Here is a 22,571-nt window from a genome sequence, read left to right as displayed (position 1 = left end):
CATCTCCCTGCGCTGAGGGGTCATGTCCCTGGGCTGAAGGGTCACGGCGCGCCGAAGCCGGCATCGGCCAGGACCTTCCGTCCCTCCGGGCCCGCGACGTAGTCGGCGAACTCGTGCGCGAGCTCCTTGTCCTTCGCGTCGCGCAGCACCGCGATCGGGTAGCGGTTCACCGCGGACGCGGCCTCGGGGAACGGCACGGAGGCCACCTTCCCCCCGGCCCCGCGCGCATCGGTGACGTAGACGAGTCCGGCGTCGGCCTCCCCGGCGGCCACCTTCCCGAGGACGTCTGTCACGTTCGACTCCTGCGACACCGGCGCCAGCGCCACGTGGCCGGACGCCGCGGCCGCCTGCGCCGCCGCCCCGCACGGCACCTGCGGCGCGCAGTCCACGAGCTTGAGGCCGGGCCGGGCGAGGTCCGCCAGGCCCTTGATCCCGGCGGGGTTGCCGGGCCGCACGGCGATCGTGAGCACATTGGTGGCGAAGTCCGCAGGGGTGCCGTCGGCCAGCCCGGACCCGGTGACCTTGTCCATGGTCCTCGTGTCCGCGGACGCAAAGAGGTCCGCGGGCGCCCCGTTCGCGATCTGCGCGGCGAGGTCGGAGGACCCGGCGAAGCTGAACGCGACTGTGGTGCCGGGGTAGGCGGCCTGGAACTGCCGGCCGATCGCGGTGAAGCTCTGCTTCAGGGACGCCGCGGCGAAGACCGTGACGGTGCGGGCCGCGCCGTTCCCGGACGACGCCGCGGGGCCGCCCCCCGCGGTCGTCCCTCCGCAGGCAGTGAGCAGCCCGGCAGAGGCGACCGGCACGAGCACCAGTGCGGCCAGCGTCCTCGCTGCCCGCCTCACAGCGCCCTCCCGCCGGGGGTCTCGACGATCACGGTGGTGGCCTTGACCACCGCCGTGGCCACGGACCCGGGCTCCAGGCCCAGCTCCCGGACGGCCTCGGAGCTCATGAGCGAGACCACGCGGTGGGGGCCGCACTGGAGCTCCACCTGCGCCATGACCTTGTCCACGGTCACCGCCGTCACGAGGCCCACGAACTGGTTCCGGGCAGAGCGCCCCACTCCCGAGGGGTCCGCGGGAGCGGCCGCGATGGCGCGCGCGTGCGCGGCGAGCTCGGCGCCATCCACCGCGGCGCGGCCGGACTCGTCCTTGTGGGCGCCGAGGGTGCCGGCGTCCACCCAGCGGCGCACGGTGTCGTCGGAGACGCCGGTGAGCCGGGCGGCGTCGGCGATGCGGAGCAGTGCCATGGCGACAGTCTAGAGCGCACTTCCGCATCTGCGGAGGAATTCATGCGTTCTGGAGGCAGATGCGGAAATCAGCCTCAAACGATCGGCGGGATGGAAGACTAAGGGTGCGTCCGCCGTCGTGCGCGCACCCTCCCCCCGACCCGAGGAGCGTTTCATGAGCGAGTCCCCCGACGTCGAGCCGACGCAGCCCGCCGGCCCCGTGGTCTACCGCAGCGGCCAGGAGATCGAATGCTGGCTCACGGACATGGACGGCGTGCTGGTCCATGAGAGCCACCCGATCCCCGGCGCCGCCGAGCTCATCCAGCGGTGGGTGGACACCTCCCGCCGCTTCCTGGTCCTGACGAACAACTCGATCTACACCCCCCGCGACCTTGCCGCGCGCCTCGCCTCCTCGGGCCTGAGCATCCCGGAGGAGAACATCTGGACCTCCGCGCTGGCCACCGCAGTGTTCCTCAAGGACCAGATGCCCGGCGCCCGGATCTACGTGATCGGAGAGGCGGGGCTCACCACGGCGCTGCACGAGGCCGGCATGATCCTCACCGACCAGGACCCGGACTACGTGGTGCTCGGCGAGACGCGCACGTACTCGTTCAACGCGATCACCACCGCCATCCGGCTGATCCTCGACGGCGCGCGCTTCATCGCCACCAACCCCGATGCGACGGGCCCCTCGCGCGACGGCGTGCTCCCGGCCACCGGTGCGATCGCCGCACTCATCAGCAAGGCGACGGGCCGCACGCCCTACACCATCGGCAAGCCGAACCCCATGATGTTCCGCTCGGCCATGAACCAGATCGACGCCCATTCGGAGACCACGGCCATGATCGGGGACCGGATGGACACCGACATCATCGCGGGCATGGAGGCCGGGCTGCACACCGTGCTCGTCCTCTCGGGCATCACGCAGCGCGAGGACATCTCCGCCTACCCGTTCCGCCCCAACCAGGTCCTCTCGTCGGTGAAGGACCTCCTGCAGCAGCTCTAGTGTCTGGCCGGTCACCCCTGGGTGTCCGCAACGAGACACCCCCGGACGGAATGTGCACGCGCCGCGGTGCGCTGCACTGGACAGTTGAGAATCCAGCGAAGACAGAGGAGATCGACATGGCACAGTTCACCGGCAGGGTAGCCCTCGTCACGGGCGGCGGCTCGGGCCTCGGCGAGGCGATCGGCAAGGAGCTCGCGGCCAAGGGCGCGAGTGTCGTGCTGACCGACATCAACCTCGAAGCAGCCCAGCGCGTGGCCAAGGAGATCACCGAAGCCGGCGGGACGGCGTCGGCCTTCCGGGCCGACACGTCGAAGAAGGAAGACGCCGAGAAGTCGGTCCAGTTCGCCGTGGAGACGTACGGCAAGCTGAACTACGCGGTGAACAATGCCGGGATCGGCGGGAAGAACGCCCCCACGGGGGAGATCGACCTCGACGACTGGGACAAGGTCATCGACATCAACCTCAACGGCGTGCTGTACGGCATGCGGTACCAGATCCCTCAGATGCTCAAGGCCGGCGCCGCGGAGAGCGCGATCGTGAACATGGCCTCGATCCACGGCGCCGTCGCGGCCCTCGGCAACAGCGCCTACACCGCCGCCAAGCACGGCGTGGTGGGCGTGACCAAGAACGCGGCCGCCGAGTACGGGGCCGAGGGGCTGCGCATCAACGCGGTCGGCCCCGGCTACATCCAGACCCCGCTGCTGGAGGACAACCTCACCCCGGAGGTTCTGGAGCTCCTCAAGGGCAAGCACCCGCTCGGCAGGCTCGGCCGGCCCGAGGAGGTCGCGCACGTCGTCGTCTTCCTGCTCTCCGAGGACGCCTCGTTCGTCACCGGCGGCTACTACCTGATCGACGGCGGCTACACCACGGTCTGAGCCACCCGCGCACGACGGCGGCCGGTCACCCCTGCGGGTGGCCGGCCGCTCCGCCTGTGCGCCCTACCCGGCCCCGCCTCCGGCTCCTCCCACCCTCCGGGGCAGGGGGAGCAGCTGGGGCAGGAGCCGGTTGAGGACGCGGTTGTAGACGATGCCGCTCCATTGAGGGCTCGCATGGGCCGGGAACGCCCCGATCGTCTGCAGGTCCGAGCTCACCATGTTCTTCGCGAACAGCCGCTCCCAACGGGACCGGGCTGAGGCGTAGTCCACGGTCTGGTCCCCCGGGTTGCCGATGAAGGCCATCTGGACCGTGCCGAGCGAGTCGGTGAAACGGGTGGCGTCCCATTGGTAGATGTACTCCGACTCGCTCTGGATGAGCACGTTGGAGGGCGCGAGCGGGGAGAGCTGCTCGAGGGTCTGGTTGACGATCTGGCCCCACGTGCGCTCGTTCTTGTGCACCACCCGCTCGCCGAACTCGTAGCCGCCGCGCACCACGGACGGGATCCGGATCCCGAGGTCGTACAGGTACACGACCGAGTCGAACCAGCCTTGGTCGAGGACGTCGAACTTCGAGGCCGGCGTCGAGTCGAGGAGGATCACCTCGACCTGGAGTCCGTCCTCGGCCAGCAGCCTCGCGGCGGCCTCGACGGCAACCATCCCGCCGAAGGAGTGCCCGTAGAAGTAGAGGGTGCGCAGGCGCCGCTGGCGGATGTAGACCCGCAGGGTGTCCAGGATCTCCTCCAGGTCGAGGCCCAGGTTGGAGTACCCCACCGCGGCGAGCTGCCCCCGTTCCGAGAGGGAAGACCGCAGGGAGGCGAGGATGATCCGTGCCTCCTCCCAGCTCGTCTTGTAGCCGGGGAACAGGATCCAGGACGTGCCCGGGAAGCGCTCCCGAGCGGTGTCGTCCGCGAGGTCGAGCAGCACCGTCTGGCGGCGCCGGCTCTGCACCTCGCGGGTGACGAACATGTCCGCGGCGAGCAGCGTCGAGGCCGTCGCGCCGCCGAGGAAGGCGCGGCGGGAGAAGGCCTTGACCCGCAGCGCGGCCAGGAGGAGCGCCGGGTCCACGGATGGTCCCCCCACGTCGCTGCCCGGGCCAGGTCCCTCAGTCGAGACCGAGCTCGTCCTTTCCGAACGCGAAGAGGTACGGCACGCCGGCCTCGGCCTCGATGCGCTCCTTCGCGCCCGTGGCACGGTCCACGATGACGGCCACCGCCGTCACCTCCCCGCCCGCGTTGCGCACGCCCTCGACGGCCGCGAGCGCCGAGCCGCCGGTGGTCGAGGTGTCCTCGAGGACCACGACCTTGCGGCCCTCCACCCCCGGGCCTTCGACCTGCCGGCCCATGCCGTACGACTTCTGCGCCTTGCGCACCACGAACGCGTCGACGGCGCGGCCGGCCTCGCGGGCGGCGTGCATGACGGCAGTGCCCACCGGGTCGGCGCCCATGGTGAGCCCCCCCGCGGCGTCCACCTGGACTCCGGCGCGGTCGATGAGGTCCAGCATGACCAGGCCCACGAGCTGGCTCGCCTCGTGGTGCAGCGTGATGCGCCGCAGGTCCACGTAGTAGTCCGCTTCCTTGCCGCTCGAGAGGATCACCGAGCCCCGCACCACGGCGAGCTCCTTGATGAGCTCCAGCAGGCGGGCGCGGGCGGCGGCGATGTCAACGGGTACGGCGTCAGTCATGGCACCGATTCTAGTGGCGACGCACGACGGCGCGAGGTCACCCCGCCCGAGCACGAGGTCACCCCGTCGGCGCGGGCGGTCAGGCGGGGAGGGAGAGGTTCTCGACGATGTGCTCGGCGATCGCCATCGACGAGGTTGCGCCGGGCGAGGGCGCATTGCGGATGTGCGTGATGCGGCCGCGGCGCTGGATCGCGAAGTCGTCCACGAGGCTGCCGTCCCGGTTCATGGCCTGGGCCCGGACGCCGCGGGAAGCGCCCACCGCCCGTGCCCCCGCGAGCGCCGGAACGTACCGTCCGGCCTCGGCGATGAAGCGCGCGGGCGAGGCGAGCGTGCGGATTTCCCGGGCCGCCGTGACCAGGTTGCCGCCCGCGAACCGCCAGAAGCCGCCGAAGGACAGCGTGGAGGCGACGTCCCGCACATCGAGGCCGAGCCCCGCGTACCCCTCGCGGGAGAGGGACAGGAAGGCGTTGGGACCCACGGTCATCTCGCCGTCCACCCGCTTGGTCAGATGCACGCCGAGGAACGGGTAGCGCGGGTCCGGGACCGGGTAGACCAGACCCCGCACCACGTCGCGGTAGGCGGCCTCGAGGACGAAGTACTGGCCGAGGAAGGGCACGATGGCCGGCCCCTCCTCCTCTCCGGACCGGGCCGCGAGGCGGTCGGACTGCAGCCCTGCGCAGGCGATGACCGCGTCGAACCGCTCGCGCCCGTGAGCCGTCTCCACGGTCGCGGACGCACCGGTCTCGGCCACGGCCCGCACCTCGGTGCCGAACCGGACGGAACCCCCGGCCGCGCGCGCGTCGTCGAGGAGGGCCTCGGTGACGCGGGCGTAGTCCACGATCGCCGTCTCGGGCGAGTAGAGCGCGCGCCGGCCGACGGCGTTGGGCTCGATCTCGCGCAGCTCGCCGGCGCTGACCAGGCGCACGCCGGGGACGCCGTTGGCGACCGCCCGCTCGAAGATCCCCTCGAGCCTGGCCTCCTCGCCGGCGTCGAGGGCGACGACAACCTTCCCGCAGGCCTCGTACGGGAGGGCGCGCTCGGCGCAGAGGTCGCGCAGGAGCCCGACGCCGCGGCGGCACAGCCGCGCCTTGAGGCCGCCGGGCTCGTAGTAGAGGCCCGCATGCACGACCCCGGAATTGTGCCCAGTCTGGTGCGCGGCCGGGCGGGGCTCCTTCTCGAACACGGTGACCGCGGCGCCCGGGAACCGGCGGGTGAGCTCGCGCGCGACGGCCGCCCCGATGATCCCCGCACCCACGACGGCGAACGACTCCCCTGCGCCCACGGCACTCCTCTCCCCCGGCCGGTTGCCTGGCCATGCCGGCTGGGCCCAGCCTAGCGAGGAGCCGGCCCCCGCCGAGGGCCCACGGGGCCTATCATGTGCCCAGAACCCCAATGTTTCCCAGAGGAGGCCAGTGAACACGTCCCCGACGCCTGCCGAGGTCTACCATGCGACTCCGGACACCACGGAACCGGCCCCCGCTGCGCTCGAGGTCACCTCCGCCGAAGCAGGGCGGCGGCTCGCGGACAGGGACGACGTCCTCCGGCACAAGAAGCGCGGGTACGCGCTGGTCAACCGAACGCAGACGCCCCACGAGGCGATGGTGCAGGACCTGCTGTTCGTCCGCGACGTGCTGGACCGTGCGGACATCCCCTACCTCCTGGTGCGCGGCAACGACGCGCGCCCGGTGATCGCGGTGGACTGGACCCGGCGCAAGGACCTGCGCCGCGCCCTCGTCGAGGCGTGCCGCGACGAGCCCTTCTACTCCCTGACGGTGGACGCGCGGAAGGACCGGGCCCTGCTCGTGGCGGACGGCCGGCTCGCGGAGTCCGGGCAGGCCCGCATGTTCCGGCTCTACCGGCCGCGGATCGAGCCGGCGGGCGGGCTGCGGTACGGCCACGAGACCGGCGTGCAGGTGGAGCTGTGGAAGTGGGAGGGCGAGACCCTCCAGCTGCCCATCGAGAACTCCCTCACCCGGCGCACGCTCCCGCGCAATGAGGCGGTCCGCGGAACCGTTGAGCGCTTCGGCCGGACCTGGCCGACCATCGAGAACATGTTCGCGGACCACGCGACGGACATCGACTTCACGATCGACATCGTGTTCTCGTGGGTGGACGGCGCGGACCCCGAGCTGCGGCGCTACCGCGAGTCCTTCCTGCCCGGGGTGGTCCACGGCGAGGGCGACGACGCCGACGCCCGTGTGCGGCAGATCAACGAGCTCAAGTACGCCCTGCGCAGCGTGCACATGTTCGCCCCGTGGATCGGGCGGATCTTCATCTGCACCGACTCGAAGCCGCCGGCGTGGCTCGAGACCTCCCATGAGCGGATCACCATCGTCCCGGCCGCGGACCACTACAAGGACCCCTCGGTGCTGCCGGTCTTCAACTCCCAGGCCATCGAGTCCCAGCTGCAGCACATCGACGGCCTCTCCGAGTACTTCCTCTACTCGAACGACGACATGTTCTTCGGCCGGCCCCTCGGACCGGACATGTTCTTCTCCCCCGGCGGGATCACCAAGTTCATCGAGGCCTCGACCCGGATCGGGCTCGGCGACAACCACCTCGACCGCTCGGGCCACGAGAACGCCGCCCGGGTGAACCGGCGGCTCCTCTACGAGCGGTTCGGCCGCATCACCACGCGGCACCTCGAGCACACGGCGGCGCCCCTGCGGAAGTCCGTGCTGCTGGAGATGGAGCAGGAGTTCCCCGAGGAGTTCGGCCGGACGGCTGCCGCGCGCTTCCGCTCGTGGGACAGCATCTCGGTCACCAATTCCTTCTACCACTACTACGCGCTGCTCACGGGCCGCGCGGTGACGAAGGTGGGCGCGAAGGTCCAGTACATCGACACGACGGTCCATGCCGGTCTCGACGCGCTGCCCAGGCTGCTGAAGAAGCGCAACCAGGACTTCTTCTGCCTCAACGACGGCTCGTACCCGGAGGTCTCCGGCGAGGAGCGCCAGGAACGGGTGACGGACTTCCTCGAGAAGTACTTCCCGATCCCGGCGCCCTGGGAGCGGCCGGCGGCAGGGTAGCGCCGGGCCGCCTCAGACGGTGGGCAGCATGCCGGTGGCCGGCCCGACCTTCTCGGACGTGGCCCGGCGCGTTCGCCGGCCCGCGCCGTCGTCGGCGGGGAAGGTGATCCCGTGCTCGGCGAGGATCCGCTCGACGTCCTCCGCCGGCACGAACCTGCCCACGGTGGCGCCGCCCGCGGCCGGCACCACCGAGTGGACCACGGAGTCCGCGTACACGTGGACCAGGTTGTACGCCTGGGCGCCGTCGCGGCCGCGCGTGGCCCGCAGGCCTGTGGCCGGGTCGACGGCGGCAGCGAGATCCTGCGTGTAGCACGTGGCCGAGGCGACGGAGACGGGGATCCCCGCGAACATCCCCGAGGTCGAGTAGTGCAGGTGGCCGGCGAGGATGGCCCGCACGTCCGAGCCGCGCAACACGTCGGAGAGCGCCGCCTGGCCGCGGAGTTCCACGAGCACCGCGAGCTCCTGCACGGACGGCACGGGCGGGTGGTGCATGGCCAGGATCGTGCCGTCCGGTGCCGGGAAGCTCAGCTCCTCGGCGAGCCAGTCGAGCTGTGCGGGCGAGAGCTCGCCGTGGTGCGCGCCCGGGACGCTCGTGTCGACCACGACGACGCGCAGCCCGTTGATCCAGTGCACCCGGTCGAACGGCTCCGCGGACGGCTCCTCGCCGAGCAGGTGCTCCCGGAGCGCGGGCCGCGAGTCGTGGTTGCCCATGGCCCAGATCAGGCGGGCGCCCAGGGCCTCGGCGGCCGGTTCCGCGATCTCGCGCAGCCGCGTGTACGCCTCCGGCTCGCCCCGGTCCGCGAGGTCGCCGGTGACGACGATCGCCTCGGGCGAGCCGCCGGCGTCGTGCATCTGGGCGAACAGGCGGCGCAGCCGCGCCTCGGAGTCGAGGGAGCCCGCGAGGAGTCCATCGCCGAGCAGGTGCGTGTCGCTGACATGGAGGAGGAAGTGGCGCGGCCGCGGATGCTCGGCCTGGATGGTACCCATCGGGACCCTTCTATCGTCTCGGAGTCAGTTTCCCCAGTGCACACATCCAAGGCATCGCGCGGGTGAATGTCCAGTTAACGCGCCACAAACCATGAAACATTGAGGAAGCACAGAGGCGGACGACGGCGGAACTCGCGTTCCGCCGTCGTCCGCCCTTCCGCTGTGGCCGGTCCCGGCTCAGCCCTCCGGCTGCGAGTGCAGCGCGACCGTCTCCGAGTCCGCACCGAGGCCGGCCCCGGCCTGGACGTGCCGCTCGCGGATCTCGGCGACGATCTTGGCGTGCCGCTCGTCGGTGAGGTCGTAGAAGAACATGATCACGCCGGCGGCGATGGCGAGGACCGCGGGGATGAGGCCCGCGGCGATCTGGATCCCGAGCACCGCCTGGGGGGACTGCTGGGCCGCGTGGCCGTTGTAGCCGCCCCACGCGATCGCGTAGCCGGCGAGGGCCCCGCCGATCGCCTGGCCGGTCTTGCGGGTGAACGAGAAGAGCGAGTAGATGATGCCCTCGGAGCGGACGCCGGTCTTCCACTCGCCGTACTCGACCGTGTCGGCCTCGAGGGCCCACACGACGATGTTGACGCCCACCACGCCGGCCATCGCGATCACGAAGCCGAGGAAGCCGAGCCACACGAGGGCGGCCGGCGAGAAGAGCACGATCACGCCGCCCACCACCAGGACGCCGACGAACGCGATGTACACGGCGCGCTTGCCGGTCCGCGCGACGATGGCGGGCATCACGGCGCCGAGGGCGAGGGTCACGACGAGCTGGACGATCGAGAGCACCGGGATGAGGGCCAGGCTGTGCAGCACGTCGCGGAAGTAGTACACCTGCACGGTGGTCAGCGAGAGGTAGCCGGAGAGGAAGAGCACCGAGGACAGGCACAGCATCAGCAGCGGCTTGTTCCCCTTGAGCGTCTGCATGCTCTGCTTGAAGGAGACTTTGGGGACGTCGCGGACCACCTTCTCGCGGGTAGTGAAGAACGTGAACAGGTACAGCGCCGTGCCGAGGACCATGAAGACGACCGTCACGGTCGTGAAGATCGGCTGGAGATTGGCCCCCGCCTTGAGCAGCGGGGCCACGAAGATCCCGAGCGCCGAGCCGACGAGCAGCGCCCCGATGGTCCGCGAGGACGCGAGCTTGGCGCGCTCCTTGGGCCGTGGGGTCATGGCCCCAGCCATCGAGCCGTACGGAATGTTCACGAGCGAGTAGGCCAGCCCCAAGGCGGCGTAGACGATGTAGGCGTAGGCCAGCTTCCCGTCCGCGCCGATCTGGGGGATGTGGAAGTTCAGGAACGTGAGCACCATGAGCGGCAGCGCGCCGAACAGGATGAACGGCCGGAACTTGCCCCAGCGCTTCGTATAGGTGCGGTCCACCATCCGCCCCGCCAGCAGGTCGGAGAAGGCATCGAAGATGCGCACCACGAGGAACAGGGTCCCCGCGGCGGCCGCGGAGATGCCCGCCACGTCCGTGTAGTAGACGAGCAGGAACATCGTGGTGGTGGTGAACGCGAGGTTGTTCGCGGCGTCGCCCGCGCCGTAGCCGATGATGCTCGTCAGGCTGAGCTTGCCGGCCTTCGATGGGGCGGGGGTGGGTGAAGACGTCATTGTCGTGGTCCTTGGTGCTTGCTGTGGTGCGGCCTGGGGCGCGGCGCTCAGGCCTGGGACGTGGTCTTGTTCTGGGTCCAGCGCCGGCGCAGGGCGAAGGCCGCGGCCTTGGGGCGCCGGTCCCGGGTGAAGGCGCCCTTCTTGTTGCCGTCCACGCGCATGATCCCGTTGGAGGTGGCGAAGTCGGCGAAGTTCCACACGTGCTCGCCGGCCATCGCGTCGACCCGGTCGAACACGCGGTGGAACATGTCCAGCAGGTCCGCCTGGTACTCCTCGCTCCAGGGCTGGTCGTACAGCGAGTGGAAGCCTGCGAGGGTGTCCGCACCGTACTCGGTCATGATGATCGGCTTGCCGAGCTTGGCGTCCCACGCGCGCAGCTCGGCCTCCAGCGCGGCCTCCGCGGCCACGAGGTCGCCGGTGTTGACGTACCAGCCGTAGTAGCGGTTGAGCATGATGACGTCGAACAGGTCCGTGATGGTGTCCTTGTCCGGCCCATCGAACATGACGTTGACGAAGCCCACGGGACGGGTGGGGTCCAGCTCGCGGGCGAGCGCGGCCAGGGGCTCGAAGTACCCGCGCGCACCCTCCTCGGAGGACTGCGGCTCGTTCGCGATGGACCAGATCACCACGGACGGGTGGTTCTTGTCCCGCGCGATGAGCTCCTCGATGACCCGGCGGTGCGCCGCCGCAGTCTCCCCGCTGACGAAGTCGGGCCCGTAGGTCTTCTTCGCGCCGGTGCCGAAGAACCCGGCGAAGTCGGCGTTGAGCCCCACGGCAGGGGTCTCGTCGATGACCACGATCCCGTGCCGGTCGGCGTAGTCCATGACCTCTTCGGAGTACGGGTAGTGCGAGGTCCGGAAGGAGTTCGCCCCGATCCACTCCAGGAGGGAGAAGTCGTTGACCATGTGGGCGCCGGAGTGGCCCTTGCCGATGGTCCCGTGGTCCTCGTGCATGCCGAAGCCGGTGAAGTAGAACGGCTCGCCGTTGATGAGGAAGTCGGTGCCGCGGACCTCGACCGTGCGGACGCCGAACGTCTGGGTGTAGGAGTCGACCACGGTGGGACCGCCGGCCGTGGCACCCGTGCCGGGATCGGCGTCGTGCGCGAGGACCTCGACGACGAGGCGGTAGAGGTAGCCCTTCCCGGGCTGCCAGCGGACGACGTCGGGGATCGCCACGGTGCCCGAGATCCCCTCGGCGGCGCCCACCTCGGTTCCGCCGTCGTCCAGGACGCGGACGCGCACGGGGTGGATGTCGGCGCGCTCCCCCGCAACGAGGACGGCGTAGTCGACCGTGCCGGTGGTGCCGTTGCCGTCGAAGCCCGTGACCACCGTGACGTCCTCGACGTGCACAGCGGGGGTCGTGTAGAGGGCGATGCTGCGGTGGATGCCGGCGTAGTTGTAGAAGTCGTGCATGTACGTCTGCGTGCGCCGGCCCGAGGCGTCCTCGGCGACGCTGCCGGGCGGGATCGTGGCCTGGGTGAGCTCGTTGTTCACGGCGACCGTGAGGCGGAACGTGCCGCCGGCCGTGACGTGGTCGGTGATGTCCGCCTCGAACGGCGTGTAGCCGCCCTGGTGCTCGGCCACGAGGGCGCTGCCGACGAAGGCCTTCGCGCCGTGGGTGACGGAGGCGAAGCGGAGGACGATCCGCTCGCCGGCCCAGCCGCGCGGGACGCGGACCTCGCGCTGGTACCAGACCCAGCCGACGTGGCTGCGCACGGACGCATCGGCGAAGACATCGTTGTAGCTGGCAGGGACGGCCATCTCGAGCGGCGTCTCCAGCGGCGCATCCTGCCACCGCCCGCGGAGCCCCTCGTTCGCGGCGTCGACCCTGAAGGCGTAGAGCCCGTCGAGGCTCACGAGTTCGCGGGTGGGTCCGTCTTGCGGCTTGAGCATGGTGCTGCACGTCCTTGGGCTGGAGGAATCAGGTCCGGTTCCAGCGTAAGAACGAGTGGAAAGTTGTGGCAATCGTTTGCCAATAATTGCCATGCGCCTTCTCGGCCCAGTCGGAGCGGCCCGGCGCTCAGGACCGGAGCCACTCCGAGGCCTCGCGCGCGATCTGCAGGGGCTGCTCGGCGATGTCGAACACCCGGCCGCGCTCGTCCTCCTGCAGCGGCTCGAGCGTGGCCAGCTGCGAGTCCAGGAGGGAGACGGGCATGAAGTGGCCGGGCCGGGCCGCCATGCGGGCGGCGAGGAGCTCGCGCGTGCCGTGGAGGTGCACGAACGCCGTGTCCGGGGCCGCGTCGCGGATCATGTCCCGGTACGCGCGCTTGAGCGCGCTGCAGCCGATCACCATGGTCCCCGAGGCACCGGCCATCTTCTCCCCGATCAGGCGCAGCCAGGGCTCCCGGTCCGCGTCGTCGAGCGGGATGCCCGCCGCCATCTTGGCGACGTTGGCCTCCGGATGCAGGTCGTCGCCGTCGAGGAACTCTCCGCCCAGCTCCTGGGCGAGGAGCCTGCCCACCGTGCTCTTGCCGCATCCGGAGACGCCCATGGCGATGACGTGGAGCGTCCCGCCGTCCGCTGTGTCGGTCACCAGTCGTGCACCGTGCCGTCGATGAGGCGGTTGTACGGCAGGTAGGCCTGCTGGTACGGGAAGGAGTTCGCGGCCTCCTCATTGAAGTCGACGCCGAGGCCGGGCTTGTCCCCGGGGTGGAGGTAGCCGTCCTTGAAGGTCATGGACTGCTCGAAGACGGTGTTGGTCTTCTCGGAGTGCTGCATGTACTCCTGGATCCCGTAGTTGTGGATCGCAAGGCCCACGTGCAGCTGGGCGGCGAAGCCGACCGGGGAGATGTCCGTAGGGCCGTGGAAGCCGGACTTGATCTGGTACTGGGCCGCGTAGTCCATGACCTTCTTCAGCGGCGAGATGCCGCCGAAGTGGGTCGAGGCGGCGCGGACGTAGTCGATGAGCTGCTCGCGGATGAGCAGCTGGAAGTCCCAGACGGTGTTGAAGATCTCGCCGATGGCCAGGGGCGTGGTGGTGTGCTGGCGGACCAGGCGGAGGCCCTCCTGGTTCTCGGCGGGGGTGCAGTCCTCGAGCCAGAACAGGTCGTAGGGCTCGAGGGCCTTGCCGAGCTTGCCTGCCTGGATCGGGGTCATGCGGTGGTGGCCGTCGTGCAGGAGCGGGATCTCGGGGCCGAACTCGTTGCGCACGGCCTCGAAGACGGTGGGGAGGTGGCGCAGGTAGGCGCGGGTGTCCCAGTCCTCCTCCTGCGGGAACGCGCCGCGGCCCGCGGGCTCGTAGTCGTAGCGCTCCCCCGAGGCCTGCGTCTGGGCGGCCACCCCGTAGACGGCCTTGATGCCCGGGATGGCGGTCTGCACGCGGATCGACTTGTAGCCCTTCTCGAGGTGCTCCCGGATCGAGTCGAAGAGGGAGGGGAGATCGGTGCCGGACGCGTGCCCATAGGCGCGCAGGCCGCGGCGGGAGGCGCCGCCGAGGAGCTGGTAGACAGGCAGGCCAGCCACCTTGCCCTTGATGTCCCACAGCGCCATGTCGACAGCGGCGATCGCAGCCATCGTGACAGGGCCGCGGCGCCAGTACGAGGAGCGGTAGAGGAACTGCCAGGTGTCCTCGATGCGATGCGGGTCGCGCCCGACGAGGAGCTGCGCGACGTGCTCCTTGAGGTAGGCCGCGACCGCGAGTTCGCGGCCGTTGAGGGTCGCGTCGCCGATGCCGACGATGCCCTCGTCGGTCGTGACCTTGAGGGTCACGAAGTTGCGGGTCGGGCTCGTCACGAAGACTTCAGCGGAGACGATCTTCATTGCCGCTTCCTTTCACTGCGGGGCATCGCCACCCGAGCCGGCGGCCGGAGGGGCGGAGGAGATGTGATTCAGACTAGTGGGCAGGCATGGTGTCGGCAACCGCTTGCCAATAATTGCCATTGGGCTGCCATTTCCGCAGCCACCGGCTGGGTCAGTCCGCGCCGAGCGTACCCCGGAGGGAGTCGATGCGGGAGACCACGAGAGGATCGCCGGCGAGGTCGGGCGAGACGAGCGCGGTGAGGGCCTGGGTGCGCTCCCGACCTTCGAGGGCAGCCGCGGCAAGGATCTGGTCCTTCTGGGGATCCTGGAAGTCCTCACCCCGGGCAGCGGCTGCCGAGACGAAGTCGATCCAGACCGCGATCATCCGAGCAGCCGCGACGCCGCCGCGGCCGGCAGCCAGCTCTGCGGTCAGGACCGGGACGGCTCGCATGCGCAGCTTCATGGTGCCGTCCGCCGCGATCTGAGCGAGATGGTGCGCGATGCGCGGGTTGGAGAACCGCTCGAGGAGGGCGCTGCGGTACGCCGGCACGTTCAGCTCCGGCAGCGTCAGGTGCCGGGAGGCCTCCTCCCAGTACGCCTCCACCGCATCACGGCAGACCGGATCGGCGACCGCCTCGGCCACCGTCCCATGGCCGCGAAGCTGGCCCGCGTACGCCATGATCGAATGCGCGCCGTTGAGGAGCCAGAGCTTGCGGTTCTCGAACGGCTCGATGTCCGTCACGAACTGCGCGCCCGCGTCCTCCCAGCGCGGACGTCCAGCTGGGAAGTCGCCGGAGAGGATCCAGTTCGCGAACGGCTCCGTTACCACGGGAGCCTCGTCCCGGTACCCACACTTGGCCGCGACCTCCGCAACGTCCTCCGGCGTGGTCCGCGGGGTGATGCGGTCCACCGAGGTGCCCACGAAGCTGACGTTCTCCCGCACCCACTCCGCAAGCCCACCGTCGAGGCCCTCCGCGATGGCCAGCACGGCCTGACCGGCCACCGTACCGTTGCCGGCCACGTTGTCGCAGCTCACCACGGCAATTGGCCCTGCGGCAGCGTCGCGGCGCGCTGCGAGACCGCGGACGAGCCGCCCGAGGGGAGAGTCGGCGTCGTGCTTCTCGTAGACCGCCTCGGTGACGGTCAGTGTCACGATCGCTGTGCTCGGCGCCGCGAGGAGCGCGGCGAGGTGCCCCGTGTCCGCGCCGTCCACGGCCTCGGCGATAGCGCCGACGACTTCGAAGTGGTCGCCTTCGGGGCCGCGTTCCACCAGAGTGAAGAGGCCACCCTGGGCCGCCAGCGTCAGGGCGGCGTCGGGCCGGCGGCCAGTGAAGGATGCGATGCCCCACTCGGCGGCATCGCCAGCGTGCTGGGTGTACCAGGCCTGGTGCGAGCGGTGGAAGGCGCCGAGGCCGAGGTGGACGATCCGCACGGGGGGCTTGGGCGTGCCCTTGCGGCCGAGGAGGGAGAGTCCGGTCGTGGCGGGGAAGGTGGTCACAAGAAGTCTCTCCTAGAGCTTGAAGACGCGGCGCGGTGAACCATCGACCACGTCCACGATGATCTCGTGGGCGCGGGCCTCGGTCACGCGGTGCTCGGCGACGAGGCGGGCCAGGAAGCTCGCCTCGACCCGGCGTGACGCATCATGGCGAGCCGGGATTGAACAGAAGGCCCGCGTGTCGTCGATGAAGCCCGAGGTCCGGGTGAAGCCGGTCGTCTCGGTGACGGCCGAACGGAACCGCATCATGGCATCGGGCGCATCGAGGAACCACCACGGAGCGCCGATGTAGACCGAGGGGTAGAAGCCGGCAAGCGGGGCCAATTCCCGGGAAAACACCGTCTCGTCGAGCGTGAAGAGGACGAGGTGGAAGTCCCTCACGGCGCCGAAGTCCTCGAGCAGAGGCCGGATGCCGGCGGTGTAGTTGATCGCGAATGGGATGTCGTGGCCAGTATCGGGCCCGTAGGCCTCAAACGTGGGCCGGTGGTGGTTGCGGAACGAGCCGGGGTGGATCGTCATGACGAGCCCGTCTTCGACGGACATGCGGGCCATCTCGTACATCATGTGCGCCTCGAAGGCGTCGCGGTCGGCCGCCGTGGCCTCCCCGCGGCGGGCATTGGCGAAGAGTGCCTCGGCTTCTGGTCTACTGAGTTTGAGGGTGAGCGGCGTCCGCACGCCATGGTCGGCCGAGACGGCGCCGCGTTCCAGGAAGTGGCGGCGGCGGTTCGCCAGGGCGCGGAGATAGCCGGAATAGCCGCCGACCCCGTCACCCGCCTCCGCCGTGAGCCGGTCTACTCGTTCGGGCCACTGAGGATGGGCCACGTTGATGTAGGCGTCGGGGCGGAAGGTGGGCAGAACGCGACCGGCGAAGGCCTCGTCCGCCGCGATCCGGGCATGGGCCTCGAGCGTGTCGAGGGGATCGTCTGTCGTGGCCAGAACCTCGATCCCGAAGTCGGCGAACAGTTCCCGCGGGCGGAAGCCCGGCTCGGCGAGCTTGGCAGCGATGGCATCGTAGACGGCGTCGGCGTTGTCCGCGCCGAAGTTGTCGACCGCGTCGCCGGGCAGGCCGAACACGTGCTCGAACGAGCTGCGGATCCAATACCCCGAGGCGGTGCCGTCGAAGAGCTTCCAGGCCTCAGCGAAGCGCCGCCATGCGGTGCGTGAGTCGACGCTGTACGGACCCGGCCCCACTCTGAGCTGGTCGAGCGGCACGCCGCTGGCATGGATGAGCCGTGTCACGTAGTGGTCGGGACTCACGATGAGCGCGGTCGGGTCGGGGAACGGGGTGTTGTCGGCGATCCAATCTGCGGGCACGTGGCCGTGCGGGGAAATGATCGGCAGGTGCTCGACCTCGGCGAGCAGCTCGCGCGCGATCTGACGCGTACGCGGCTCGGCGGGCAGGAGGCGGTCGGGGTCGGCCCCGATGGAATCAGTCATCGGAAAGTCTCTTCTCTTTGTCTCTGCTCGTCATGGGTCTGTGCTCGGCAGTGCGACGGCGCCGGGCGGTTCAGGCGGCCTGAACGCCTGCCCTCTCGAGAACCTTGGCGAAGGCCCGGGCGGCCACACCGAACGCGTAGGGGCCGCTGAAGCCGCCAAGCTCGAAGGCGTCGGCGAGGTGCGGCTCGAGCGAGACGAAGCCCGAGTAGCCGCTGTCGCGGAAGCCCTCGACAGTGGCGAGCAGCTCGCCGTCGCCCTCCCCGGCCGGGACGACTCTGCCGGAGTCCGCGAGCGCGTCCTTCACCTGGAAGTACACCGTATGGGGGCGCAGCAGCTCGAAGGCATCGGTGAACGGCTTGATGCCCACTTGGACGAAGTTGGCGTTGTCCCACGCCAGCTTGAGCGCGGGTGAGTCCACGGACTCGACGATGTCCAGCACGCGCTCCGGAATGTCCCCGTAGATGCCCTTCTCGTTCTCGTGCACGAGCACGACGCCAGTGCCCTCGGCGCGATCGGCCAGGGCCGCCATCCGTTCAATGACCGCACCGCGTGCTTCCTCGGCACTCTGGCCCTCGTAGTAGAAGGAGAAGACCCGGATATACGGGGCGCCGAGCACCTCGGCGGCGCGCAAGGCGCGGCCGAGCCGCTCGACCTCGTGCCCGATGGGCAGGGAGACATCCACCTTGCCGATCGGCGAGGCGATGGCGGAGGCCTTGAGCCCGGCGCCGTCGAGGATCCCCTTCAGCTCTGCAAGCCGCTCCTCGGGCAGGTCGACGATGTTGGTCCCCCAGGCGCTGCGCACCTCCATGTAGCTTGCTCCGAGAGCTCGCATCACCGCCGCCTGGATGCGGGGATCGTCATCGATCTCGTCGCCGAATCCCGATAGGTTCCAGCTGGTCTCTGGCACGGTCTACGTCACTCCTCTAGGCAGGCTTCGTCGGCCGGTGTGAGACGGTCCACAGTTCCGGACGCACTTGCGAGTCTACGAAGGGGAAAAACCCAGCGGCAAGCGATTGCCAAAATTTGCCAGACCTGCTCCACTGGATGCCATGACAGAGTCTCCTCGGGTCGACGACGCTCCCGACCGGATGCCCACCATCCGCGACATCGCAGACCGGGCCGGCGTTGCCACGTCGACGGTCTCGCGGGCCCTCTCCAACCCGCAGCGAGTCAACGCCCGCACTCGGGAACGGATTGAGAAGATCGCGGCGGAGCTGCACTATGTGCCCAGCTCCCAAGCCCGCGGCCTGAGCTCGGGCCGCACCGGCGCCATCGCCGTCCTCGTCCCGGACGTGACGAACCCGTTCTACTTCGACATCATCCGGGGCACGCAGAACCAGCTCAAGGCGGCCGGGTACACACAGCTGCTCGTGGACACCGAGGAGGCCACCGACGTCGAGCTCGATGCCCTGCGCAAGCTGCGCCGGACGGCGGACGGCATCATCCTCGCCGCCTCCCGCCTCACGGATGTCCAGCTCGCCGAGGCCGCGCGGCTCCAGCCCCTCGTCACAATCAACCGCGCGACCGCGGACGCACCGACCGTGCTCATCGACACCCCCGGGGCCATGGTCCAGGCGCTCGAGCACCTCGCCTCCCTCGGCCACCGCGCGGTCGCCTACGTGGGCGGCCCTACGAGCTCATGGTCGACCCACCGCAGGTGGAAGGCGATCGAGGAGGCCGCCGCGAGGCGCGGCATGGAGGCCACCCGGATCGGGCCGTACTCCCCCAAGACGTCCTCCGGAGCGGCGGCCGCCGACGCGGCGCTGCGCACGGGAGCATCGGCAGTGATCGCCTTCAACGACCTCATCGCGATCGGCATGCTCCAGCGGTTCCGCGAGCGCGGCGTGCGCGTCCCGGAGGACATGAGCATCGTGGGCTGCGACAACATCTTCGGCGCGGACTTCTGCAACCCGCCCCTGACGACCATCGCCTCCCCGATCGAGCAGGCCGGCCGCACCGCGGTCTCGATGCTCCTGGCCCAGCTGGACCCGCTGCGCACGGGGTCCGCCCGCCGGCTCGCGGTCATGCCCACCCACCTCGAGGTCAGGGCCTCGACCGGTCCCGCGCCGGCTTCAGAGCGCCACGCGGACTGACCGCTTCCGCGAGCGAGCCGCGGTCGTGGAACACCGTCGCGAGCCCGTACGACGGCGGGGGCGCCCCACCGCCGTCGGCCGCGGCGGAGGCGCCTCCCGCGCTCGCGCTGCCGCCCTCGATCCGGGACAGCAGGATCCGCACGGCGCGGGCGCCGGCCTCGTTCAGGGGCGCGCCGATGGTCGCAAGGCGCGGCGACGTGAACTCGGAGCCGCTGATGTTGTCGAACCCCACGATGCTCACGTGCCCGGGCACCGCAACTCCCCGCCGCTGCAGCTCCTGGAGCAGCCCGATGGCCATGAGGTCGTTGAACGCGAAGACCACGGTGCAGCCGCTGGCGAGGACCTCGTCGGCCAGTTCGGCCCCGGCCTGCACGGACTGCGGCCGGGTGGGCCCCGTCGAGACGGCCTCGATTCCCGCCTCCGCCCCGGCGGCCCTGATGACCTCCCACCGGTGCCGGGACATCCAGGAGCCCGTCACGCCGGGCAGGTAGACCAGCCGGCGGTGGCCCAGCCCGGCCGCGCGGGCGACGGCGGCTCGAACTCCCGCCGCGGCGTCCGGCACCACGCTGGGCACGCCGTGCGCGTCCCGGTTCACCACGACCGTGGGCTTGACCTCGGCGATCTGGCGGATCCGGTCGTCGGGGATGCGCGGCGAGGTGAGGATCACGCCGTCGACCGCGGACTGCACGCGGCGCGCCCAGTCGAGCTCCGCGGGCCCCGAACGGAACTCCTCGCCGACGAGCACGAGGTAGCCCGCCTCTCGTGCGGCCTGCTCCGCTCCGCGCAGTATGTCCTGGAAGACCGCGTAGGAGATGTCCGGCACGAGCAGGCCCAGGGTCATCAGGCGACCCGTCTTCACGGCCCGGGCGACCGTGTTGACGCGGTAGTCGAGCTCCCGGGCAGCCTCCTCGATGCGGCGCTGGGTCTGCGCGCTCACGCGCCCGGGCCGTGTCAGGGCGCGGGAGACCGTGGACGGGTTGACGCCGACGAGCGCGGCGATGTCGTAGATCGTGGCTTGGGGCCTGGGCACGGGGACTCCCTCCTGAGTCCATGCTCCCAGAAACGGCTGCTCCGCAGGCCTCGTTCTGGTCGGTCGGAACGACAGGTGCGGAGCAGCCGATGGGGAGAGTCGAGGGAGCCGGCGCTGTTAGGAGCGCTCGGCGAACTTCCCCTCGGCCGCGATGCGCTTGTTGAGCTCGACGAGGAACTCATCCTCGTCGAAGTCCATCGAGACCTCCTTGCCGGTCCAGCTCGAGAGGTGGATGGCATTGGCCAGGCGGACCCCGAGCATGCCGTCGGTGCCCGGCGCGAGAAGCGGGGTGCCGTCGAGGATGTTCGCAGCGAAGTTCTCGAGGACGCCGGAGTGCTGGGCGCCCCACGCGGACTCGAACTCGATGGTCTCCTCCGTGTAGAAGTCTGCCGGGTTGAACTGGCCCATGAACATCTTGCGGACGTCGTCCATGTCCATGCCCTCGCTGAGCTCGCGCTCGGGCTTGTTCAAGCGCGTCACAACAGCCGTCTTCGAGTTCTCGACGACGATCTTGCCCGCATCGCCGAGGATCTCGAACCGGTCGGTGCCGGTGATGTCGTGCGTGGCCGTGACGAAAACGCCCGTCGCGCCGTCGCCGTAGTCGACCACCGCGGTGACCTCGTCCTCGACCGCGATGTCGCGGCGGAAGCCGTAGGCGACCTTGGAGAAGACCTTTTCCGGCACCCCGCAAATCCACTGCCACAGGTCCAGCTGGTGTGGCGCCTGGTTGACTAGGACGCCGCCGCCCTCGCCGCCCCACGTGGCGCGCCACGCGGACTGGTCGTAGTATCCCTGGGGCCGCCACCACGTGGTGATGATCCAGTTGGTGCGCTTGATCGCCCCGATCTCGCCCGCGTCGACGATCTCCTTGAGCCTGCGGTAGAGGGGGTTGTTGCGCTGGTTGAACATGATCGCGAAGGTCAGCTCGGGCTTTGTCGCGGCGAACTCGTTGAGCGCCTTGACCTGCTTCGTGTGGACGCCGGCCGGCTTCTCGAGCAGCACGTGGATCCCGCGCTCGAGCGCTTGGATGCCCATCTCGGGGTGCAGGTAGTGCGGCACCGTCGTGACGACGGCCTCGACGGCACCTGACTCGAGCATCGTGACGTAGTCGTCGAAGACGTGCACGTCCGGGTACAGCGAGGCGACCTTCTCCCGTTTGGCGGGGTCGGTCTCGGCGATCGCGGCGACCTCGATGTTCGGCACCAGGCCGTCCTCGATGAATTTCGCGTACGAGCTGCCCTGTGCGCCGATCCCGACGATGCCGAGGCGGACTTTCCTGCTCATTGGTGATGACTCCTTGCTCTAGAAGAGGTCGCCGAAGCCGAGGGCGACGAGGTTGTCGTGGGAGGTGGTCAGGGCCTCGAACACGGTGCGCCCGTAGAGCTGGTCCTGCTCAACGAGCAGGTACTCGGCGCCAGACTCCATGGCCTTCGGGACGATCGACGCGAAGTCGAGGTTGCCCTCGCCCACCTCGGCGAACTGGACCACATCCTTGAAATGGCCCATGAAGGCAGCGAAGTCTCCCGCCTCATAGGCGTCGATCCCCTCGTCGGTGAGCGCGCCGATGCGGTAGTCCTTCAGGTGCACCATGGCCGTGCGGCCCGCGTACTTCTCGAGAGTCCGGACCGGATCGAGGCCACCGCGGGCCACCCAGTGGACGTCGATCTCGAGGCCCATCGCGGGGGCCGCGTCGGCGAGGACGTCGAGGATGTGGCGGCCGCCGATCTTCGCGAACTCGACATGGTGGTTGTGGTAGTACAGCGCGATGCCGTGCTCGCCGAGGACCTCCGCGGCCTCGTTGGCCCGCTTCGCGTAGTCGAGGATGCGCTGCTCCGAGCGCAGCTCGGACATCGGCAGCATGCCGATGCGCAACATCTTGGTGCCGAGCCGCTGGCAGTCGGCAACGGTCCGCTCCAGGTCGTTCAGCACCGCGTACGGCGTCTGGTCCTTCTCCCCGTCCACCTGGGCCGAGAGCGCGGCGAACTCGATCCCGAGCTCGCTGCGGGCGCGCTCGAGCTCGGCAATGTTCCGCTCGTCCATCGGGATCTGGGAGACCTCGACCGCCCGGTAGCCGATCTCCGCGACCTTGCGGAGGGTCTCGAAGGGGCCGATCTCCGTGAAGCTGTCCTTGAGCATCATTGCCTGGACGCCGATGGTGGCCATGGTTCTCCTTGGTCTCGTGCTGTCTGGTTCTCGCCGGTGTCCGGCTGCCGCGGGTGGGCGGCCTCACGCTCTCATCCCACCGTAGCGGGCGTGGCACAGGACGGAAACCGCTTGCCGTACCCGTTGCCACTGCGGGGACCGTCCCGGGCCTGCCACGTGGTGAGCGCACGACGGCGGGGTTCCCACCCGCCGTCGTGCGCTGGCCTTG

At 70.0% G+C, this 22,571-nt stretch carries 20 protein-coding genes; 4 read left to right on the top strand and 16 right to left on the bottom strand.

Translation table 11 applies throughout. From position 1 onward, the window contains the following. Nucleotides 1–41: 41 nt before the first annotated feature. Entirely contained in the window at nt 42–842 is an 801-nt protein-coding gene (gene modA, locus ACYVKZ_RS15810; protein ID WP_460993167.1) for a molybdate ABC transporter substrate-binding protein, read from the bottom strand. Further along, nucleotides 839–1,246 carry a TOBE domain-containing protein gene (locus tag ACYVKZ_RS15805; RefSeq protein WP_460993166.1) on the bottom strand — a complete coding sequence of 136 codons (408 nt, stop codon included), beginning with the start codon at nt 1,244–1,246 and terminating at the stop codon, nt 839–841. Before ACYVKZ_RS15805 ends, modA begins: the two co-directional genes overlap by 4 nt. A gap of 154 nt (nt 1,247–1,400) precedes the next feature. Here ACYVKZ_RS15805 and ACYVKZ_RS15800 point away from each other — a divergent pair, with 154 nt between their 5' ends. Both ACYVKZ_RS15800 and ACYVKZ_RS15795 read left to right on the top strand, forming a co-directional pair. Then, nucleotides 1,401–2,231: an HAD-IIA family hydrolase gene (locus ACYVKZ_RS15800; protein ID WP_460993165.1), complete on the top strand. Its 831-nt coding sequence runs from the start codon at nt 1,401–1,403 to the stop codon at nt 2,229–2,231. 116 nt (nt 2,232–2,347) lie between these two features. Then, on the top strand, nt 2,348–3,106 hold the full coding sequence (locus ACYVKZ_RS15795; protein ID WP_460993164.1) for an SDR family NAD(P)-dependent oxidoreductase: 759 nt from the start codon (nt 2,348–2,350) through the stop codon (nt 3,104–3,106). A gap of 63 nt (nt 3,107–3,169) precedes the next feature. Here the strand turns inward: ACYVKZ_RS15795 and ACYVKZ_RS15790 are convergent, their stop codons facing one another. The 3 genes from ACYVKZ_RS15790 to lhgO all read right to left on the bottom strand — a co-directional run bounded on the left by ACYVKZ_RS15790 (nt 3,170) and on the right by lhgO (nt 6,069). Then, entirely contained in the window at nt 3,170–4,171 is a 1,002-nt protein-coding gene (locus tag ACYVKZ_RS15790) for a thioesterase domain-containing protein (RefSeq protein ID WP_460993163.1), read from the bottom strand. A gap of 37 nt (nt 4,172–4,208) precedes the next feature. Then, a complete protein-coding gene (gene pyrE / locus ACYVKZ_RS15785; protein ID WP_460993162.1) occupies nt 4,209–4,787 on the bottom strand; it encodes an orotate phosphoribosyltransferase in 579 nt (192 codons plus the stop codon). 79 nt (nt 4,788–4,866) lie between these two features. After that, nucleotides 4,867–6,069: an L-2-hydroxyglutarate oxidase gene (gene lhgO / locus ACYVKZ_RS15780; RefSeq protein WP_460993161.1), complete on the bottom strand. Its 1,203-nt coding sequence runs from the start codon at nt 6,067–6,069 to the stop codon at nt 4,867–4,869. A 130-nt stretch (nt 6,070–6,199) separates the two neighbouring features. Here lhgO and ACYVKZ_RS15775 point away from each other — a divergent pair, with 130 nt between their 5' ends. Further along, a complete protein-coding gene (locus tag ACYVKZ_RS15775) occupies nt 6,200–7,816 on the top strand; it encodes a stealth conserved region 3 domain-containing protein (RefSeq protein WP_460993160.1) in 1,617 nt (538 codons plus the stop codon). Nucleotides 7,817–7,828: 12 nt separating this feature from the next. Here ACYVKZ_RS15775 and ACYVKZ_RS15770 read toward each other — a convergent pair whose 3' ends face one another. From ACYVKZ_RS15770 to ACYVKZ_RS15735, 8 genes are all read right to left on the bottom strand, one after another. Next, nucleotides 7,829–8,803, bottom strand: a complete 975-nt coding sequence (locus ACYVKZ_RS15770) for a phosphodiesterase (RefSeq protein WP_460993159.1) — start codon at nt 8,801–8,803, stop codon at nt 7,829–7,831. 177 nt (nt 8,804–8,980) lie between these two features. After that, nucleotides 8,981–10,408: a glucuronide transporter gene (gene uidB, locus ACYVKZ_RS15765; RefSeq protein WP_460993158.1), complete on the bottom strand. Its 1,428-nt coding sequence runs from the start codon at nt 10,406–10,408 to the stop codon at nt 8,981–8,983. Nucleotides 10,409–10,455: 47 nt separating this feature from the next. Continuing rightward, on the bottom strand, nt 10,456–12,300 hold the full coding sequence (uidA, locus tag ACYVKZ_RS15760) for a beta-glucuronidase (protein ID WP_460993157.1): 1,845 nt from the start codon (nt 12,298–12,300) through the stop codon (nt 10,456–10,458). Nucleotides 12,301–12,427: 127 nt separating this feature from the next. Continuing rightward, the gene (locus ACYVKZ_RS15755) at nt 12,428–12,940 is read right to left on the bottom strand and encodes a gluconokinase (RefSeq protein ID WP_460993156.1); all 513 of its coding nucleotides are present in this window, start codon (nt 12,938–12,940) and stop codon (nt 12,428–12,430) included. Next, on the bottom strand, nt 12,937–14,166 hold the full coding sequence (gene manD, locus ACYVKZ_RS15750; protein WP_460993155.1) for a D-mannonate dehydratase ManD: 1,230 nt from the start codon (nt 14,164–14,166) through the stop codon (nt 12,937–12,939). Before manD ends, ACYVKZ_RS15755 begins: the two co-directional genes overlap by 4 nt. Nucleotides 14,167–14,317: 151 nt before the next feature. After that, nucleotides 14,318–15,643: a mannitol dehydrogenase family protein gene (locus tag ACYVKZ_RS15745; protein WP_460993154.1), complete on the bottom strand. Its 1,326-nt coding sequence runs from the start codon at nt 15,641–15,643 to the stop codon at nt 14,318–14,320. A 12-nt stretch (nt 15,644–15,655) separates the two neighbouring features. Continuing rightward, nucleotides 15,656–17,077: a glucuronate isomerase gene (uxaC, locus tag ACYVKZ_RS15740; protein WP_460993153.1), complete on the bottom strand. Its 1,422-nt coding sequence runs from the start codon at nt 17,075–17,077 to the stop codon at nt 15,656–15,658. A 70-nt stretch (nt 17,078–17,147) separates the two neighbouring features. Beyond that, nucleotides 17,148–17,984, bottom strand: a complete 837-nt coding sequence (locus ACYVKZ_RS15735; protein ID WP_460993152.1) for a sugar phosphate isomerase/epimerase family protein — start codon at nt 17,982–17,984, stop codon at nt 17,148–17,150. A gap of 142 nt (nt 17,985–18,126) precedes the next feature. Here ACYVKZ_RS15735 and ACYVKZ_RS15730 point away from each other — a divergent pair, with 142 nt between their 5' ends. Next, nucleotides 18,127–19,170, top strand: a complete 1,044-nt coding sequence (locus tag ACYVKZ_RS15730; RefSeq protein ID WP_460993151.1) for a LacI family DNA-binding transcriptional regulator — start codon at nt 18,127–18,129, stop codon at nt 19,168–19,170. Here the strand turns inward: ACYVKZ_RS15730 and ACYVKZ_RS15725 are convergent. The 3 genes from ACYVKZ_RS15725 to ACYVKZ_RS15715 form a co-directional block, all read right to left on the bottom strand. Further along, nucleotides 19,121–20,200, bottom strand: a complete 1,080-nt coding sequence (locus tag ACYVKZ_RS15725) for a LacI family DNA-binding transcriptional regulator (protein ID WP_460993150.1) — start codon at nt 20,198–20,200, stop codon at nt 19,121–19,123. The genes ACYVKZ_RS15730 and ACYVKZ_RS15725 overlap by 50 nt on opposite strands. Before the next feature lie 117 nt (nt 20,201–20,317). Next, complete coding sequence (locus ACYVKZ_RS15720) at nt 20,318–21,484, bottom strand: Gfo/Idh/MocA family protein (protein WP_460993149.1); 1,167 nt, start codon at nt 21,482–21,484, stop codon at nt 20,318–20,320. 18 nt (nt 21,485–21,502) lie between these two features. Next, nucleotides 21,503–22,363 carry a sugar phosphate isomerase/epimerase family protein gene (locus ACYVKZ_RS15715; protein WP_460993148.1) on the bottom strand — a complete coding sequence of 287 codons (861 nt, stop codon included), beginning with the start codon at nt 22,361–22,363 and terminating at the stop codon, nt 21,503–21,505. Nucleotides 22,364–22,571 lie beyond the last annotated feature (208 nt).

This window comes from Sinomonas soli (assembly GCF_054782415.1).
This window is presented reverse-complemented; position numbering and strand designations above follow the sequence as displayed.

Coding starts and splice junctions, on each gene's coding strand:
- ACYVKZ_RS15805 (WP_460993166.1), bottom strand. CDS start 1,246: ATGGCACTGCTCCGCATCGCCGACGCCGCCCGGCTCACCGGCGTCTCC.
- ACYVKZ_RS15800 (WP_460993165.1), top strand. CDS start 1,401: ATGAGCGAGTCCCCCGACGTCGAGCCGACGCAGCCCGCCGGCCCCGTG.
- ACYVKZ_RS15795 (WP_460993164.1), top strand. CDS start 2,348: ATGGCACAGTTCACCGGCAGGGTAGCCCTCGTCACGGGCGGCGGCTCG.
- pyrE (WP_460993162.1), bottom strand. CDS start 4,787: ATGACTGACGCCGTACCCGTTGACATCGCCGCCGCCCGCGCCCGCCTG.
- ACYVKZ_RS15770 (WP_460993159.1), bottom strand. CDS start 8,803: ATGGGTACCATCCAGGCCGAGCATCCGCGGCCGCGCCACTTCCTCCTC.
- uidB (WP_460993158.1), bottom strand. CDS start 10,408: ATGACGTCTTCACCCACCCCCGCCCCATCGAAGGCCGGCAAGCTCAGC.
- uidA (WP_460993157.1), bottom strand. CDS start 12,300: ATGCTCAAGCCGCAAGACGGACCCACCCGCGAACTCGTGAGCCTCGAC.
- manD (WP_460993155.1), bottom strand. CDS start 14,166: ATGAAGATCGTCTCCGCTGAAGTCTTCGTGACGAGCCCGACCCGCAAC.
- uxaC (WP_460993153.1), bottom strand. CDS start 17,077: ATGACTGATTCCATCGGGGCCGACCCCGACCGCCTCCTGCCCGCCGAG.
- ACYVKZ_RS15730 (WP_460993151.1), top strand. CDS start 18,127: ATGACAGAGTCTCCTCGGGTCGACGACGCTCCCGACCGGATGCCCACC.
- ACYVKZ_RS15720 (WP_460993149.1), bottom strand. CDS start 21,484: ATGAGCAGGAAAGTCCGCCTCGGCATCGTCGGGATCGGCGCACAGGGC.
- ACYVKZ_RS15715 (WP_460993148.1), bottom strand. CDS start 22,363: ATGGCCACCATCGGCGTCCAGGCAATGATGCTCAAGGACAGCTTCACG.